Here is a 14,458-nt window from a genome sequence, read left to right as displayed (position 1 = left end):
TCCCTTTGGCTAAGTGAATAGCCGAGGGGAGTTTTCAATAGATTGTGTAAATAGAAAACTACGGGATTACTCCCAATGCTATTGCGATAAAACTCGGTCCGTTGATTACTCCGTGCAAAAACACTCCAGTCCAAGTGTTCTGTGTTTTTTGAACTACATAAGACTCTATATATAATAATGGCAACAACATCATGAGCAGTTGCCTGCCAAACGCGAGATGAAAAATAGCCCAACAGGTTCCATGCAAAACCCACGCTTTGTTTCCGAAAGCGATCTCTTGACGGGGCAACAGCACTCCACGCCAAAAGAACTCTTCACCTCCGATATTGAGCAACCAATATGGCAACCATACGAGTAACAGCCAATATCTTCCCGATGACAGTGGTGCCAAGGACATAAATGACGGGGTATGGCTGAAATCTGGAATAAGAGTTTGCATCGTAACCGTTCCACAAAAGTATCTTTCGTGAACTTGCATCCCTCTTTGCGAAGCATTATAGCACCTGCAATGATGAGAGGAATGAATACCCCAAATCCTCCGCAGATAAACCAAAAGAGAATCGGTTCCAATCCTGTAATTTCAGAAAGGAATGGGATGCACAGATGAGTCATTATCCATAAAAGTACGGCTGCTGAAATGAATATCATTGTTGATGGAAGCAATTTCAAAGGTTTTATTTTCATCCTATTGTTTGTTATTCTGCTAAGTTATTTGTTTGCTAACTTATGCTTCATGTTAATTTGTCGCTATGTTTGGTAGCTTCTTTTTATAGGTGGTGGCTCCGGTATCCTAAAACGATTAAGAAACACCAAATTCCAAAACCACTGTTTCCTAAATGGCAGTTTTTATAATACGAAGATATATAAATAGTCTGATAATATGCATTTGTTTATGTGCAAATTACGTTAGAGAAAACTTGCCCGACGACTATCCACACAAGAATAACTCCTCCAAAATCAATCGAACAATTGAAAATTTAATTATTAACTTTGCGGGCACATCTAAAAACAAGAGCAGAGATAATATGAGCAAGAAAGAAGTAATTTTCATACTCTTAAACGAGTTTGCCGATTGGGAAGGTGCTTATATCGCTACCTGTCTGAATATAGGAGTAAAGCCGGGAAGCCCGGTCAACTACACAGTAAAGACGATGTCTGTAACGAAAGACCCTATCATGTCGATAGGAGGATTCAAAGTATTGCCCGACTACGATTTGAATGATATGCCGACAGACCATGCCGGACTGGTATTGATTGGCGGTATGCATTGGTTCTCGCCCGAAGCAGCACAAATTGTTCCGCTTGTTGAGAAAGCAATTGAGGACAATAAATTGGTTGCCGGAATATGTAACGCTTCGGTATTTCTCGGAGCGCATGGCATTCTTAATAATGTGAAGCATACAAGCAATGGACTGGATTATCTGAAACAATATGCAGGAGAGAAATATACGGGCGAAGCTAATTACATCAACGAGCAAGTTGTAAGAGATGGCAATGTTGTTACCGCTAACGGCACTTCTCCATTAGAGTTTTGTCGTGAAGTGCTCTATGTTTTAGAAGCAGATACCCCTGAAATAATAGAAGAGAGTTACCTGTATTACAAAAATGGGCTTTCGCCAAAGTAATACTATAGATATACTCAATTACCCACAATACATACAATCATGAAATTAAGCAATGTAAGATTATTAGTCAAAGACTATGAAAAGTGTTTCAAGTTTTATACCGAAAAACTTGGTTTAGAAGCTGTTTTCAATATTGAAGGCTGCTATGGAAGTTTTAAAGTAGCCGAAGGTATCGAAGGTTTGGCGATATTTACGTCTGACCTTATGGCGCCTGTTGTTGGTAATGTGGATAAAAGTCAGCCGACCAATTGTAGAGAAAAAATGATGGTATCATTTGAAGTGTCTAATGTCGATGAGACTTATAAGGTTTTGAAATCCAATGGTATCGAATTTATTAACGAACCAACAGACATGCCCGGCTGGGGGATGCGCACCGTGCATCTGCGTGACCCGGAAGAGAATCTGATTGAGTTGTTTACTCCTCTGGCAATGGAATAAAAGGATAGAAAAGAATAGAAAGGAATTCATGCCAATAAACAAAAGCGACATAGAATTAAAACCCTTGCTTCCCGAAGATATGCCCCTGTTCGAGCAGTGGCTAGACAAAGAATATATTTACAAACGTTTGTGTCCTGATGGAGAAGGACAGCGGAAGGCTTGGTTGGATGAAGTTTCAAACAAAGACGGTAAGTACGATTTCTTGACGCACTTCATTGTTTACTATAATGATAGAAAAATCGGATATTGCCTTTATGCCGATTGCTTTTTCCTGAAAGATTTGGAGGAAGAGGGACACGATTTTGAAAGTTTATATGGCAATATAGCGGAGAAGAACCACACCTTTGAAATAGGCTACCTAATTGGCGAAGCAGAGTATCTGAATAAGGGTGTCGGTAAAATCATTATCCGGCTATTAGAAGAAAAAGTCGTTGCATTGGGCGGACGTGAAATCTCGGCAGACCCTTCCGAAGAAAACATTTTCTCTGTAAAGGCGCTGTTGAGCAATGGATTCAACAAGAAAAAGGATGGGGATTATAGAAAGATTATTTTATGACACTGTCCGCTTCTTATATTTGGTTGTACTTTGTTATTTGTACATTATCTTGTAATAGCAAAGACCTTATTCGACATTATATTTATTATAATAGTTCTTTCTGCCTTTCAATATATTTCATAAAATCTGCTAACTGACGATTACGCTTTTTTATCATATATGGTCGGAATATAAACCAGTTCAAAGCAATCCATGCTAATAAAATCGCATATGAAATCACTCCGAGATTAAACGAGCAATAGAAGGTATATTCATAAATATAAAGACTGAATCCAAGTGATAAGAGTAAAAAGTACAGGGTCAAAACGATATGTTGCTGTCTTTTTTCTTGTCTTTTTATAGCAAAAAGGTTATTGATATAATCTGTACTGGGACAATCATCTTTTAATCCACAGTAAAGATATAGCAGCCTGCTATATGATAGGATTGGCAGTGCAAAGCCGATGGTCAATAGAATAATGCCTATTTGGGTAGTAACCAATTGTGGAGTCCAACATATCCAAATAATCAGTCCCAAGGCAATAACCAACATCATAAGGATAACTATTGTCAATGCTTCTCCTATCCTGCGTAGCTTGAAGCATTTAACTTTTTTCTGGATAGAAGATAAATTGGCAGCAGGTATTTGTTGACCATCCCATAAGGACTTTATATCTATGTCATTCTTCATTTTTCTTTATTTTTTTTGCTAACGTTGATTTGATTCGATGTATCCGTACACGTACATTCGTTTCTGAAATACCAATAATTTGTGAAATTTCTGATTGCTTCATTTCTTCAAGATAAAGCGAAATTATCAAACGGTCAATCTCAGGAAGCTCAGCTATGGTTTTATATAAAGCTTGAATCTGTACGAAGTTATCAACGGATTCTTCTTCCAATGTCCCAAAAGGGATAGTAGTTTGAGAAATGCTTTTTTGACGCTCACTTTGGCGTAAACAAATGTTTGTTGCAATACGGAAAATCCATGTTCCCACAGAAGATTCGCCTTTAAAAGTTGGAAGGTATTGCCAAATACGGACAAAAACATCTTGTGTCAAGTCTTGAGCCAAAGCATAGTCGTTAAAATAGCCCAGACATAGTCTAAAGATTTTATCCCAATATATTTTATATAGCTGCTCGAAATTCACGATTGTTTATCTAAAAAGTCAATTAACTGGTGTATATACCATTCCCAATCGTCGAACATGATGAAATGTAAACCTTTTTCCGCATATTCAATTCTCAAAGTCGGCAAATTACCAAACTGCAGCTCTACCATAGGAGCTATTCTCTTAAAAGGATGTTCCAATAAGACTAATGTTGGGACAGAAATGTGCGTAATGGCAGACCTTAAATCCACATTAGAATAGTCACAATACATTTTTGCATAAGTCTTCCTGTCAGACAATAGACTCCATTTGACAAGGTCATCGTATCGAAGCGAATCGGTCGTAAGGGATGTTGCGCTAATATAGGCTTGCCTATTAAACAGCTCATCGCCCATTTCAAGCAATCGGGTTTCAGCTTCCGCAAACTCGTCAGCCGTTACCTTTTTAGTTTGAAAATTGGGGTTATAGATAGCTGCCAGACAGGGAAGTGCATCTACAACTACAATGCTTTTCACTAAATCTGTATTAGTCGATGCTATATAAAGTGCTAAACCACCACCCATACTATGACCTATCAGTATAGGTTTCTCAATGTTTTCTTTATGAATAAAATCAATAATATTCTTTGCCCAATTCTTAAAGGAAGGATTTTCTTCGGGAGGAACACCGGAAAATCCAGGCATAGTTAAAACATAACAACAATAATCACTTTGCAGGGTATCAACGGTCTGGTTCCATACCTGGCCAGAACAGGCAAATCCCGGAATCAGAACAACGGCTTGTTCCCCATTACCAATACGTCGCACAGAAAAGGACTGTGCATTAATTGAAACTAATAGAGGAAATAACAATATCCACAGCAACCCTAATTTAAAGAACATCATTCTCATAACTTCTATCTTTTTCTCCTTTAGATACAAAGCCTAAGAAAGTGTTACAAAGTTAGGCTCATACTGAAATCCTGAGGGGATTAAATTTTAAGCATAAATATTAGCAAGCCTGAATAAGAAAAAAGTGACATCCCTCACCCCTCTGAGTTGTGCCCTGAAAGCTTTTATTTTAGCATTGAAGGATTCACTTGCAGCATTGGTTGGTCGTCTTCTAAAAAAGGCAACAATATTTAAGTAATGTGCTTGTATAGTCCTGGCTACAGTTCCAAAAGAAAGAAAACCGGATCTGTCTACCTCGTCATACCAATGTGCCAGGCGTGTCAAGGCAATATCTGCCGATTTTACCTGGTGATATATCAAGCCCAGCCTCATGCTTAAGTAATAGGCTTTCTTAATATCGGGATATTCCCGGAAAAGAATCCTGGCCCTTTTTCTTTGGCTCTCAGACCAAAGTTCATCTTTCTTGAATAAAAGGTACCGGCTTCTTGCCAACAGTTGTTTGCGGCTGTCCCCATTCTCAAATGTTTCAGGGACAAAGGGCTGACCGGATGTTTTGCATAGGTAAGCTCGACCATTTCTTTATCCAATGCCTCCCATCGTGCCTTTATACGCATTTCCTGTACAGCTTCAAAAGCGAGCTTCTGAACATGAAAACGGTCGATAACCTGTTTGGCGGCAGGAAAACAAACACGGGTTATCTGAGCCATATTGGGAGCCATGTCCAAGGTGATTTCACGAACCTGAAAACGCCTGCGACGGGAAAGTTTGAGCAATACTTGAGAAACCTTTTCTGCGGATGTACCTTTAACCATGGCGATGATGGTACCTTTTTTACCTTTCGCATCTTTGTTTATCAGGATTGTATACAACTCTCCTGAAGAAAGAGCTGTTTCGTCCAGCCCGACATAGGGCCCTATGTTTTTCTCGAAGAGAATCCACTCTTGGGCATGGGAACGCTGTTCCCAATTCTTAAAATGACTCAGATGATTTTTGTATTGCGACTCCAACTGTTTAGCATCCATCCCGTAATGATCCGCCAAAAGACTAATGCTTAGAGCTCGAGAGTCGATCCAATGCTTTTAAAAAAGACGCAAACTCTGTCGTTATTTGCGTTCCTTCTGCCACTAATTTCCAATTGCGGCTTACATATTTACCTGTACGGTGATTGAACCAGCGACGTTTCTTGATAAACAATAAACAAGTACGACTACGCATCGGATAATCGTGCATCCTGACTTGTTCATAAAAACCCTTGCTCTCTAATTTGTCTGTTGTATATTCCGTGGGATGTATATTCTTCTCTTCAAAGTATATTTCTACCTGATCTGGCTTTTCTTGGAAATCTGACAACTCAAAATAATCGAACATTCCATCTGGAAAGATAAAACGAAGAAATTCATCGTAACTCATTGCTTTTCTTTTTTTACTCAGGCTAAGATACGATTTATTATTTTAATCCCTCAGATTTTCGGTATGAGCCCAAAGTTAGCCTACTTTTTTATTATGATTAGATACTTAAATGAAATAAAAATACCCGACTTTACATTCTAAGCTGTAAAATCGGGTATTTTTTCATTAAAACATTGATTTCTAATGTTTATTTGCGGAGAGATAGGGATTCGAACCCCAGGAACCTCTCGGTTCAACGGTTTTCAAGACCGCCGCAATCGACCACTCTGCCATCTCTCCAATACGTTTTGTCCAATCAAGTTTATTGCTCAATTGCGAGTGCAAAGGTAGATAATATTTTTAATTGTGCAAATATGTACGCCCATATTTTTTCTTTTTGATGTAATATTTTTCTTTTAACAGCTGATATGGAACGTTTGGTGGCTTTTTATTGTTACCTTTGTAAATGCTAATAATTAAACAGTAAGAAGAATTATATGAGAAGTTTAAAAAATTTATTTATGTTGGTAGCTGTGCTATTTTTATTCAGCTGCTCGATGTCTGCCAAACCTGATAAAAATGAAACTGAAGAAGCAACTGTAGCTGCAGGGGAAGTAGTTGTTTTGAATAAAGCAGATTTTCTTACTAAGGTTTTCAACTATGAAAAGAATCCGACACAATGGATATATGAAGGAAATAAGCCTTGTATTATTGACTTTTATGCAGATTGGTGCGGGCCTTGTAAGAAAGTTGCTCCTATATTGAAAGAACTTGCCGGTCAATATAAGGATGATATTGTTATTTACAAAATAAATGTAGATAATGAGAAAGAGTTGGCAGCAGCCTTTGGCATACAAAGTATCCCGACTATATTGTTTGTTCCGAAAGATGGAAAACCTCAGATTGCACAGGGAGCACTATCAAAGGAACAGTTTGTAGAACAGATTGATAATTTCTTGCTAAAGAAATAATAAGAGGTTTTGGAGAAGAAAGGGCAGCTTTCATTATGAAGGCTGCCCTTTTATTTTTATTTACAGTTTTCTTATTTAATCTCAATCAAAAATTCAGATATAGGATGACGTACCTTTTTCAGATTCGCTAACCAGTCGTTTGTAGCATCCCGATAGCCTAAAGGTAACATGGTAACACTACGTAATCCCTGTTCTTTTAGCTTTAAAAGTTTATCCAGAGCTTCATTGTCGAATCCTTCCATCGGGGTACAATCCACTTTAAGCTCGGCAGCCATAGCCATTGAAAAGGCAAATGCGATGTACGCTTGTCTTGCAGCATGTTCAAAGTTTAATTCGGCATCCCGGTTCAGATATACTTCTTTTAACCTGTCCGTATAAGGTTTATAGCGGTCTTCCTCTTGTCCCCTTTCCGAAGTAATATAATGATAAATATGGTCGATTCGTTCTGAAGTATAGTTATCCCATGCTGCAAACACCAATAAATGCGAACAATCTGCAACCTGGTGCTGATTATAAGCAATGGAGACTATTTTATCTTTCAGGGCTTGATTTGTTATATCGATTACCTGAAAGGGCTGTAATCCCGACGATGTTGGTGCCAACCATGCTGCTTCTATTATTTTATCGACCAGTTTCTGGTCTACTGCTTTGTTTGAATCAAATTTCTTAACGGCATATCGCCATTGTAATGCTTCTGATAAGTTTGTTTCCATATATGCTTTTTCCTTTTAAACATTTTAATTGGAAGAAAAGTTATGAAAAACTTACTTGATATTTTTCAAAGCCTCCAGTGCAGTTTGGTTGGCCGGGTCTATTTCAAGGATTTTGTTCCAGTACAATTTGGAGTTATCCATATCTTCTTTCAGATAATAATAGTACCCTAAATAGCGATAACATTCACTTAGGTCTTTTGTATATTTTCCCGGAGTTTTTTCAAGAATCCGGATACATGCTTCGTAATAAGGTTTAGCAAGTCCCTGTTCGGTTTCCGGGTCCATTAATGCTTGGGTGCGTGCTTGCCATAATGTTCCTAAATGGCTGTTGGGTACACGTTCTTTTACAATATTGAAAAGGCTGTCGGCTTTATCGAGGTATCCGGTATCGACAATGCTGTCTTTTGTAGCAGCCGTATAATAATATTTACCTAATTGGTAGAAATCGGAAGTCTCTACTGATGTCCCGGTGATTTCCATATATTTGGAATATGCTTTGATTGCATTGTCATAATCGCCTTTATCGGTAGACACGTCTGCTATGTCTTTATAAATTTCTGGATGGGAATTCGGCTCGCATAAATCCAATGCTTTTTGTAAGGCTTCCAGTGCTTGGTCGTATTGTTCTGTCTCTCCTAACAATCTGCCGTAATATAGATAATCCTGCCAGATGATTTTTGCATCAGGCGTATTGAAAAATTCTATGGCTTCTTTTACGCCATGCTGATAATCTTTTGTTTCATATTGGTTGTAAAAGCTAAGACGCTTCAATAAAAAATTATTGGGTTCTTTGGCTTTACCTTGTTCTATAATTTGGGATGCTTCGGCATATTGGCCATTGAAGAAAAGCGCGGAAGCGTAGTGAATTAAATTATCTGTGGTGTACAGTCCTCCGTTCATATATTTTTTGTATGCATCGATCGCTTTGGCATACATTCCTTGTAAAGAATAAATATCACCCAGGCTACGATAGGCCGGTAGATAATTCGGATCTCTTGTTAATGCTTTTTGAAGCATTTCAATGGATAGGGCAGGGCTTACTCCTTTATAGACATCTGCATATTTGATATATGCTTCCAAACAGTCCGGATTGAAGTGAAGTGCCAGTTCATATTTACCGGCAGCATCTCCGGGTTTATCCTGAGCGAGCAGTTGGTCGCCTTCAAATAAATAAATTGCAGGTTCGTTTGTATTGAACTTCCTTGCGTCTTCTAAAGATTCCTTTGTGTCATCGGGCATATTATTGGCGGCATAAGCAGCTGCAATGGCAACATAGACGGCAGCATCCTTTTTATTTATTTTGGTAGCTGTACCGAAAGCTTTTTCAGCAGCTTTCGTATCGGTTTTCAGTAATATTTTACCTTGTCCGACCTGGTTATATGCATATTGGGGAGAAGTCTCCCATCCTTGTTTGTAATAGTCGAGAGCTTTTGATGTATTACCGGCGTTAAAAGCAATTTCTCCTAAATAATAGAGAGCTTCTGCCTTTTCCGTAGCGGAACTATTCAGCTGCTTTTTAAATAATTGTTTGGCGATGTCTGATTCGCCTGTTTTATAGAAAGCGATAGCTGTTTTATTATCAGCAAACGCCGGCAATGCAAATAAACAGGCTATGATAATTAATAAATTTCTGATCATGACTTTTAGTTTAAATGATTTATAATTGATCTCTTACATTTACAAGACGGATTACTTGTGTTGCGGGCAATATACCTGACTTCAGGATGATCCGTTGTCCTCGGTCACTTGATACAAAAGAGGTAAATCCCGAAGCAAGCCCTGTTCTTGGATCAGACAGAATGATATATACAGGCCTTGTCATCGGGTAGTCTTTTAATGCCATATAAGCCTGGTAAGGCTTAAAGCTGTTTTTAATGGTAGCATTGCGGTACTTGCTTACAGCCATAACCCTTATGCTATCATTGAAACTAAGGCCGGTCGAATCTATCGGATTACTTACCCAATTTGCACCGATGATGCCTAATGCTCCCGGCCGCTTTGCCACATAATCCAATACTGCATAATTATTCTGTGCAGCTTGAAGGTTCCCGTTTAGTTGTTCGCCTCCGCAAATGGAGTCAATGGCATAACGTATGGTACTTGAGTTGGGGTTGTCAAATACTACTTCTATTTTGCCGGATTTGTTCTTTTCGGAAATTTCATTCCAGTTTTTTATTTTTCCTGTCAGTATATCCTTTATGACCGGAATACCAATCAATGAGTCTGTATTTTGTTTATTTACAATTAAAGCGATTGCGTCGGTCGCTATTTGAATTGCTTTCGGATACAATTTCTTGGCATTCATGAACGCTACTTCTTCCTTATTTAGTCGACGGGTAGTAACAGCCAGCCGCGTACTGTCATGTAGTAAACGGCTGATTGTTTCTGTTTCTCCGCTAAAATAAGGTACAATTCCAGCTTCTTTATAGATACTTTCGAATACACTGATCTCCTCCTGTATGATAGGAGCCAGGCAGTCGTCGGATGCAATGGCGATAACTCCACTGGTTGGAGTATCCTCTGCCCCGGCTGTTTTTTTCTGGCTGCATGATGTCAGAAATACAACTGCAAACAGATATATAAAAGTAAACTGTCTCATGTGTTTGTTTTTATTTACCGTATTTTATTAATCTGTATCCTCTGAATAAGGTATAACAGAAAAATAACACTCCACATATTACTCTGGTTGTAAATGACATGTTCCCTTCAAATAAATTTGTGAAAATCAGAAGGAAGGACATGCCGAGGTATACCACAATCATGGATATACCCCAGACAAGCTTTATATTTATACCTTTCATTTCTATCTTATTCTAATCTGAAACGGACGGGTACAGTAAAGTATACCGGTACCGCCCTGCCATTTTGTTTCCCCGGCATCCATTTCGGTAAAGATTTTATCACACGTACAGCCTCCCTGTCGCATGAAGGATCTAATGAGCGCAGGATTTCTACGTCTGTCACTTCACCGGTCGCACTTACTACGAACCGGATGGCAACAGTTCCTTGTATACCGTTTTCGGCAGCAATAACCGGATATTTCAGGTTAGCACTGATGAATTTCAGTAGAGCAACATTTCCACCGGGGTATTCCGGCATCTGTTCAACTGCGGTATAGGGTTTTGTTTCTTCCTGTATAACCTCTTTATTATCTTTCAGGTCGGCAATATCTACGGCATCGTCACTGTCTGAACCTTTTACATCGGCAACGGAAATGGACATTTTCGAAGTAGTCAGTTCTTCTTGTGTTTTGATTTCGTCGTTATCATTCACTTCTTTGTCTGCTTTAATAACAGGCGGAGTGAACTTGATGGTACTTTTCAGGACAGGTGGAGGAGGTGCCTCTATATTGCGGACAACGTTCTCTTCCGGGACTTCCATTTTCAGGTTTGAAAGTGTTGTAACTTCCAATACTTGTTCCTTTTCTGTTTTTGGTACTACCGAATTAATAATATAAGGTAGTACCATAATAAGACTTGCACCGGCTATTACGATCAGCAAAGCGCGTATATGCCTTTTGCTGGAATTTTTACGTAATACATAGGCTCCGTATTCTTTGTTTTTACCGACAAAGATCAGATCGCACCACTCCGGTGAATTCAGATTTATATTTTTAATCATAACCGTTCTTTTTTATAGTGATACTGATCATTTCTTTTTGGGCTGGCTACCGGGTTCGGCAATTTGCTTGGACAATTCTCCGCCACTTTTCAAATTGTCGACCAGGAATTGGTCGCCGTCCGTGATGTCTACGATTGCATATTTGCCGATATTACATATCTGCATCTCATCCAGTGCATCCACAAGATTTCTGTATGATGCATCGTCTGTTGCTTTTATCAGGACAACGGGAGCCTCTTTTGAGCCTTTTATTTCAGTAGACTGCTTTTTGAACTCATCTTCGGAAATTTCATTGTTCAGCTTTTTCAATTTAAGCTCTTTAACTTGCTGGACAACATCAAAATTACGTTCGAGTAAAACATCACGTAATCCGGTAGGAGAGAAGTCTGTCTCTTTTAAAGACTCGACATGTTCGTAATCCGGTTCACCGAAATAATAGTACACTTTATTATCTTCACCGAGAATGAGAGTGATAGCTTTGGAGGCTTTCACTTTGGTTTGCTCGGCTTCTGTGATATGGTCTTTCGACGGCATGCTGATCTCCATGGTCTGTGGTTTGCTCAAGGAGGTACAAAGCATGAAGAAAGTAATCAGCAACATATTCATGTCCACCATAGGCGTAAAGTCTACGCGGACGGTCATCTTTTTCTGTTTGCCTTTCTTTCCGTCTTTTTTACCTTTATCTGTATTAACTTCTGCCATGACTTTTTGCTTTAAGTGTTGTCAGGCATGTTCTTGAGGGTGGTAATTAAATTATACCGGTTCTCACGAAGGTCCTGCAATGAATTCATAATGTTCTTAATCTTCGGGTAGGGAGTATTCTGGTCTGCTTTGATGGCTATTACAAGATCCCTGTTAATTTCGCGTGCATGTTGCACCCAGAGCTTAAACTGGTTGTCGATGCTATCGGTCGGGATACCGTAATCTTTCAGCAAACGGTCTTGTTCGCCGGAAGAAAGATTCAGAAACTCCTGCATATTCTGGATAGGAACACCGAAGGAAGGTTGCAGGCTGAAGTCGTATATTTCTTTATCTGTGAAGTTGATGTTGTAATCTTTTCCCAGCATTTGTAAGACTTTTGCCTTGTCTTCCTGTTTATCCAGGCTCATGAATACTTTCCCGTCCGGGTCTACCAGAATAGACAGAATGTTGGTTTCCGGTATTTTGATTTCGGAAACAGAGGCAGGTGTCGAAACAACTACCGGTTCTTTCTGTATAAAGGTAGACGTCAGCATGAAGAAAGTGAGCAACAGTACAGTCACGTCACTCATCGCCGTCATGTCGATGAATGTACTTTTTCGTTTTACTGACAGTTTAGGCATATTTCTTAATGTTTAGCTGCAAAAGTCTGTACAATAGAGAAACCTATTTCATCGATAGCATAGGTAATATTGTCTATTTTTCCTGTGAAATAGTTGTATGAGATAATAGCCAAAGCACCGGTTGCGATACCCAAGGCCGTGTTAACAAGGGCTTCCGAGATACCTGTAGAAAGGGCAACGGAGTCAGGTGCTCCCGCATTGGCTAATGCTGCAAATGAACGGATCATACCTAATACGGTTCCCAACAATCCGAATAATGTTCCGAGGGTGGAGATTGTAGCGATAACAGGTAAGTTCTGTTCCATTGACGGGAGCTCGAGTGCGGTACTTTCTTCGATTTCTTTTTGGATAATCACCATCTTTTGTTCTTTTGTTTGGTTAGGGTTGTTTTCAACGTCGGCGTAGCGGATTAAGGCTGCATTAACAACACTGGCTACTGAACCTTTCTGTTCGTTGCATGTTTTATGTGCAGCTTCCAGATTACCGTCTTCAAGGTTTTTCTTAATAGTTTGTACGAAATTGAGCAGGCTCTTTTTCCCTTTAGATCTGCTGATGGCAATGGAACGTTCGATACTTAAAGTAACAACTGTAAGCAGTAATGTGATAACAACAGGAACGATATATCCTCCTTTATATATCGTACCGAAGTAATTACCGGGTAGGGGATGATTGGCAGGATTGTTATCCATAAAGTTGGATGGGTTGCCTAGTACGAATTCAAAAAAGCAAACGGCAATTACGAAGCATGCTAAAATTACGATACCGGCAGATATGCCATTGGAAGTCTTTTTTACAGAATTATTTGTTTTCATGTTCTTTTAAATTGATATTATTTGATAATAGTATAAATTGTTGAAAAATAATAGATAATAAGTATGGTTTAGAGCCGTAGACAACTGCTCCCCTCTCCATGAAAGGGAAATAAAGTATAACCAGTTTGCGCATGTATAAGGACATACTTTTTCCAGTTCCCCTCTAGTGCAGAGGGGATTCAATTACTATCAGCTACTAAACAACCGACAATATATACCGATCAAATAATAATTTTTCGCAATACGTAGACCCAATGTCCGGCACGTATGCGAAGAGAAGAACATTTTAAGGTGTAAGTAATAGATAACGTTTCAGAAATTTTATGAAGGATATTTTGTTCTTTCAGGAGAAATATTTCAAATTGACGGGTTGTTGTTTTAAACATCCGTCCTCCTATTTCCATACTTTGTACAGTACGGGCAGATATGAATAAAGACGAATTGGAACTTTTGTTCAGTTCAAAAGTCTTGATATCCTTTTGTTTGCCGGGAAACTGATTTGCAATGGCTAAAACTTCTTGATTATTAGAGATATCATGTCTATCCATATTAGATGTAACTTTTTCACCTACACAAAATAGTACAAGTAAAAATAATATGGACAAGACTTTTTTCATGATGCAAATATAAGTAGCCTTTTTAAAAAAGAACAACGATGGAATAGAAAAGTTTGTGAATTTACTTATTTTTAGAGAGAAGTGAATTTCTGCAAAAAAGCAGGCGAGGTAAAAATAATCATCTTGTGAAAAATTATATATGTTTTTTACTAGCATTATAATTCAAAATGCATATAGAATAAGATTGTAGATAAAATCCAATTTGTATTGGATATAAATGTTTGAATAGATAATTTTAGGAATACTGTTAGATGGTTATAAATTGCATAAAAATGTATTTAATAGAAATTTTTATTTTGAAATATTAACGCAATAAATAATCTTTATCTTTTAATTCTTTGTAGGAATATATTTCATAAGGAATAAATAGATGAATTGAAAATGTATTTGTTTTTTACGCATTAACACTTTTG

General features: G+C 38.4%; 20 protein-coding genes and 1 tRNA gene. 5 read left to right on the top strand and 16 right to left on the bottom strand.

Annotated features, from left to right (window positions below; all coding sequences use genetic code 11):
• Nucleotides 1-58 precede the first annotated feature (58 nt).
• On the bottom strand, nucleotides 59-397 hold the full coding sequence (locus ACGE0T_RS10140; protein WP_459190340.1) for a CPBP family intramembrane glutamic endopeptidase: 339 nt from the start codon (nucleotides 395-397) through the stop codon (nucleotides 59-61).
• Nucleotides 398-409: 12 nt separating this feature from the next.
• Here ACGE0T_RS10140 and ACGE0T_RS10135 point away from each other — a divergent pair, with 12 nt between their 5' ends.
• The 4 genes from ACGE0T_RS10135 to ACGE0T_RS10120 all read left to right on the top strand — a co-directional run bounded on the left by ACGE0T_RS10135 (nucleotide 410) and on the right by ACGE0T_RS10120 (nucleotide 2,619).
• Nucleotides 410-607 (top strand): hypothetical protein, encoded by a 198-nt coding sequence (locus ACGE0T_RS10135; protein ID WP_459190339.1) that lies wholly within the window; start codon nucleotides 410-412, stop codon nucleotides 605-607.
• A 418-nt stretch (nucleotides 608-1,025) separates the two neighbouring features.
• Nucleotides 1,026-1,625, top strand: a complete 600-nt coding sequence (locus ACGE0T_RS10130) for a type 1 glutamine amidotransferase family protein (RefSeq protein ID WP_459190338.1) — start codon at nucleotides 1,026-1,028, stop codon at nucleotides 1,623-1,625.
• A 39-nt stretch (nucleotides 1,626-1,664) separates the two neighbouring features.
• Nucleotides 1,665-2,063, top strand: coding sequence for a VOC family protein (locus ACGE0T_RS10125; protein ID WP_459190337.1), 399 nt, complete (start codon nucleotides 1,665-1,667; stop codon nucleotides 2,061-2,063).
• A gap of 28 nt (nucleotides 2,064-2,091) precedes the next feature.
• Nucleotides 2,092-2,619 carry a GNAT family N-acetyltransferase gene (locus ACGE0T_RS10120; RefSeq protein ID WP_459190336.1) on the top strand — a complete coding sequence of 176 codons (528 nt, stop codon included), beginning with the start codon at nucleotides 2,092-2,094 and terminating at the stop codon, nucleotides 2,617-2,619.
• Between the two features lie 85 nt (nucleotides 2,620-2,704).
• Here ACGE0T_RS10120 and ACGE0T_RS10115 read toward each other — a convergent pair whose 3' ends face one another.
• The 7 genes from ACGE0T_RS10115 to ACGE0T_RS10085 form a co-directional block, all read right to left on the bottom strand.
• Nucleotides 2,705-3,289: a hypothetical protein gene (locus ACGE0T_RS10115; protein ID WP_459190335.1), complete on the bottom strand. Its 585-nt coding sequence runs from the start codon at nucleotides 3,287-3,289 to the stop codon at nucleotides 2,705-2,707.
• Nucleotides 3,279-3,749: an RNA polymerase sigma factor gene (locus ACGE0T_RS10110; RefSeq protein WP_459190334.1), complete on the bottom strand. Its 471-nt coding sequence runs from the start codon at nucleotides 3,747-3,749 to the stop codon at nucleotides 3,279-3,281. The genes ACGE0T_RS10115 and ACGE0T_RS10110 overlap by 11 nt, the downstream gene beginning before the upstream one ends.
• Complete coding sequence (locus tag ACGE0T_RS10105) at nucleotides 3,746-4,600, bottom strand: alpha/beta fold hydrolase (RefSeq protein WP_459190333.1); 855 nt, start codon at nucleotides 4,598-4,600, stop codon at nucleotides 3,746-3,748. The genes ACGE0T_RS10110 and ACGE0T_RS10105 overlap by 4 nt, the downstream gene beginning before the upstream one ends.
• Before the next feature lie 87 nt (nucleotides 4,601-4,687).
• Entirely contained in the window at nucleotides 4,688-5,092 is a 405-nt protein-coding gene (locus ACGE0T_RS10100; protein WP_459187771.1) for an ISL3 family transposase, read from the bottom strand.
• The gene (locus tag ACGE0T_RS10095) at nucleotides 4,975-5,622 is read right to left on the bottom strand and encodes an ISL3 family transposase (protein ID WP_459187770.1); all 648 of its coding nucleotides are present in this window, start codon (nucleotides 5,620-5,622) and stop codon (nucleotides 4,975-4,977) included. The genes ACGE0T_RS10100 and ACGE0T_RS10095 overlap by 118 nt, the downstream gene beginning before the upstream one ends.
• A gap of 22 nt (nucleotides 5,623-5,644) precedes the next feature.
• Nucleotides 5,645-6,010 carry an ISAon1 family transposase N-terminal region protein gene (locus ACGE0T_RS10090; RefSeq protein ID WP_459187769.1) on the bottom strand — a complete coding sequence of 122 codons (366 nt, stop codon included), beginning with the start codon at nucleotides 6,008-6,010 and terminating at the stop codon, nucleotides 5,645-5,647.
• A 194-nt stretch (nucleotides 6,011-6,204) separates the two neighbouring features.
• A tRNA-Ser gene (locus ACGE0T_RS10085) sits at nucleotides 6,205-6,289 on the bottom strand.
• Between the two features lie 197 nt (nucleotides 6,290-6,486).
• On the opposite strand from ACGE0T_RS10085, the gene trxA reads away from it, so the two are divergent.
• Nucleotides 6,487-6,960, top strand: coding sequence for a thioredoxin (gene trxA / locus ACGE0T_RS10080; RefSeq protein ID WP_459190332.1), 474 nt, complete (start codon nucleotides 6,487-6,489; stop codon nucleotides 6,958-6,960).
• A 71-nt stretch (nucleotides 6,961-7,031) separates the two neighbouring features.
• On the opposite strand, the gene ACGE0T_RS10075 is transcribed toward trxA, so the two are convergent.
• From ACGE0T_RS10075 to ACGE0T_RS10040, 8 genes are all read right to left on the bottom strand, one after another.
• The gene (locus tag ACGE0T_RS10075; RefSeq protein WP_459190331.1) at nucleotides 7,032-7,673 is read right to left on the bottom strand and encodes a nitroreductase family protein; all 642 of its coding nucleotides are present in this window, start codon (nucleotides 7,671-7,673) and stop codon (nucleotides 7,032-7,034) included.
• A 51-nt stretch (nucleotides 7,674-7,724) separates the two neighbouring features.
• Nucleotides 7,725-9,311 carry a tetratricopeptide repeat protein gene (locus ACGE0T_RS10070; protein WP_459190330.1) on the bottom strand — a complete coding sequence of 529 codons (1,587 nt, stop codon included), beginning with the start codon at nucleotides 9,309-9,311 and terminating at the stop codon, nucleotides 7,725-7,727.
• A 19-nt stretch (nucleotides 9,312-9,330) separates the two neighbouring features.
• Entirely contained in the window at nucleotides 9,331-10,272 is a 942-nt protein-coding gene (locus ACGE0T_RS10065; RefSeq protein ID WP_459190329.1) for a PstS family phosphate ABC transporter substrate-binding protein, read from the bottom strand.
• Between the two features lie 209 nt (nucleotides 10,273-10,481).
• Nucleotides 10,482-11,291, bottom strand: a complete 810-nt coding sequence (locus tag ACGE0T_RS10060) for an energy transducer TonB (protein ID WP_459190454.1) — start codon at nucleotides 11,289-11,291, stop codon at nucleotides 10,482-10,484.
• Between the two features lie 30 nt (nucleotides 11,292-11,321).
• Entirely contained in the window at nucleotides 11,322-11,996 is a 675-nt protein-coding gene (locus tag ACGE0T_RS10055) for an ExbD/TolR family protein (protein WP_459190328.1), read from the bottom strand.
• An 11-nt stretch (nucleotides 11,997-12,007) separates the two neighbouring features.
• Nucleotides 12,008-12,616, bottom strand: coding sequence for an ExbD/TolR family protein (locus tag ACGE0T_RS10050; RefSeq protein ID WP_459190327.1), 609 nt, complete (start codon nucleotides 12,614-12,616; stop codon nucleotides 12,008-12,010).
• A gap of 5 nt (nucleotides 12,617-12,621) precedes the next feature.
• The gene (locus tag ACGE0T_RS10045; RefSeq protein WP_459190326.1) at nucleotides 12,622-13,428 is read right to left on the bottom strand and encodes a MotA/TolQ/ExbB proton channel family protein; all 807 of its coding nucleotides are present in this window, start codon (nucleotides 13,426-13,428) and stop codon (nucleotides 12,622-12,624) included.
• Nucleotides 13,429-13,649: 221 nt separating this feature from the next.
• Nucleotides 13,650-14,045 carry a hypothetical protein gene (locus tag ACGE0T_RS10040; RefSeq protein WP_459190325.1) on the bottom strand — a complete coding sequence of 132 codons (396 nt, stop codon included), beginning with the start codon at nucleotides 14,043-14,045 and terminating at the stop codon, nucleotides 13,650-13,652.
• Nucleotides 14,046-14,458: the final 413 nt, after the last annotated feature.

Source organism: Parabacteroides sp. APC149_11_2_Y6 (assembly GCF_054506995.1).
The sequence above is the reverse complement of the archived record's forward strand: the minus strand, read 5'-3'. Positions and strand labels throughout refer to the sequence as shown.

Bases quoted from the DNA above. Each gene is read 5' to 3' on its own strand.
- ACGE0T_RS10140 (WP_459190340.1), bottom strand. From the start codon at position 397: ATGTCCTTGGCACCACTGTCATCGGGAAGATATTGGCTGTTACTCGTA.
- ACGE0T_RS10135 (WP_459190339.1), top strand. From the start codon at position 410: ATGGCTGAAATCTGGAATAAGAGTTTGCATCGTAACCGTTCCACAAAA.
- ACGE0T_RS10130 (WP_459190338.1), top strand. From the start codon at position 1,026: ATGAGCAAGAAAGAAGTAATTTTCATACTCTTAAACGAGTTTGCCGAT.
- ACGE0T_RS10125 (WP_459190337.1), top strand. From the start codon at position 1,665: ATGAAATTAAGCAATGTAAGATTATTAGTCAAAGACTATGAAAAGTGT.
- ACGE0T_RS10120 (WP_459190336.1), top strand. From the start codon at position 2,092: ATGCCAATAAACAAAAGCGACATAGAATTAAAACCCTTGCTTCCCGAA.
- ACGE0T_RS10115 (WP_459190335.1), bottom strand. From the start codon at position 3,289: ATGAAGAATGACATAGATATAAAGTCCTTATGGGATGGTCAACAAATA.
- ACGE0T_RS10105 (WP_459190333.1), bottom strand. From the start codon at position 4,600: ATGAGAATGATGTTCTTTAAATTAGGGTTGCTGTGGATATTGTTATTT.
- ACGE0T_RS10095 (WP_459187770.1), bottom strand. From the start codon at position 5,622: ATGGATGCTAAACAGTTGGAGTCGCAATACAAAAATCATCTGAGTCAT.
- ACGE0T_RS10090 (WP_459187769.1), bottom strand. From the start codon at position 6,010: ATGAGTTACGATGAATTTCTTCGTTTTATCTTTCCAGATGGAATGTTC.
- trxA (WP_459190332.1), top strand. From the start codon at position 6,487: ATGAGAAGTTTAAAAAATTTATTTATGTTGGTAGCTGTGCTATTTTTA.
- ACGE0T_RS10075 (WP_459190331.1), bottom strand. From the start codon at position 7,673: ATGGAAACAAACTTATCAGAAGCATTACAATGGCGATATGCCGTTAAG.
- ACGE0T_RS10070 (WP_459190330.1), bottom strand. From the start codon at position 9,311: ATGATCAGAAATTTATTAATTATCATAGCCTGTTTATTTGCATTGCCG.
- ACGE0T_RS10065 (WP_459190329.1), bottom strand. From the start codon at position 10,272: ATGAGACAGTTTACTTTTATATATCTGTTTGCAGTTGTATTTCTGACA.
- ACGE0T_RS10055 (WP_459190328.1), bottom strand. From the start codon at position 11,996: ATGGCAGAAGTTAATACAGATAAAGGTAAAAAAGACGGAAAGAAAGGC.
- ACGE0T_RS10050 (WP_459190327.1), bottom strand. From the start codon at position 12,616: ATGCCTAAACTGTCAGTAAAACGAAAAAGTACATTCATCGACATGACG.
- ACGE0T_RS10045 (WP_459190326.1), bottom strand. From the start codon at position 13,428: ATGAAAACAAATAATTCTGTAAAAAAGACTTCCAATGGCATATCTGCC.
- ACGE0T_RS10040 (WP_459190325.1), bottom strand. From the start codon at position 14,045: ATGAAAAAAGTCTTGTCCATATTATTTTTACTTGTACTATTTTGTGTA.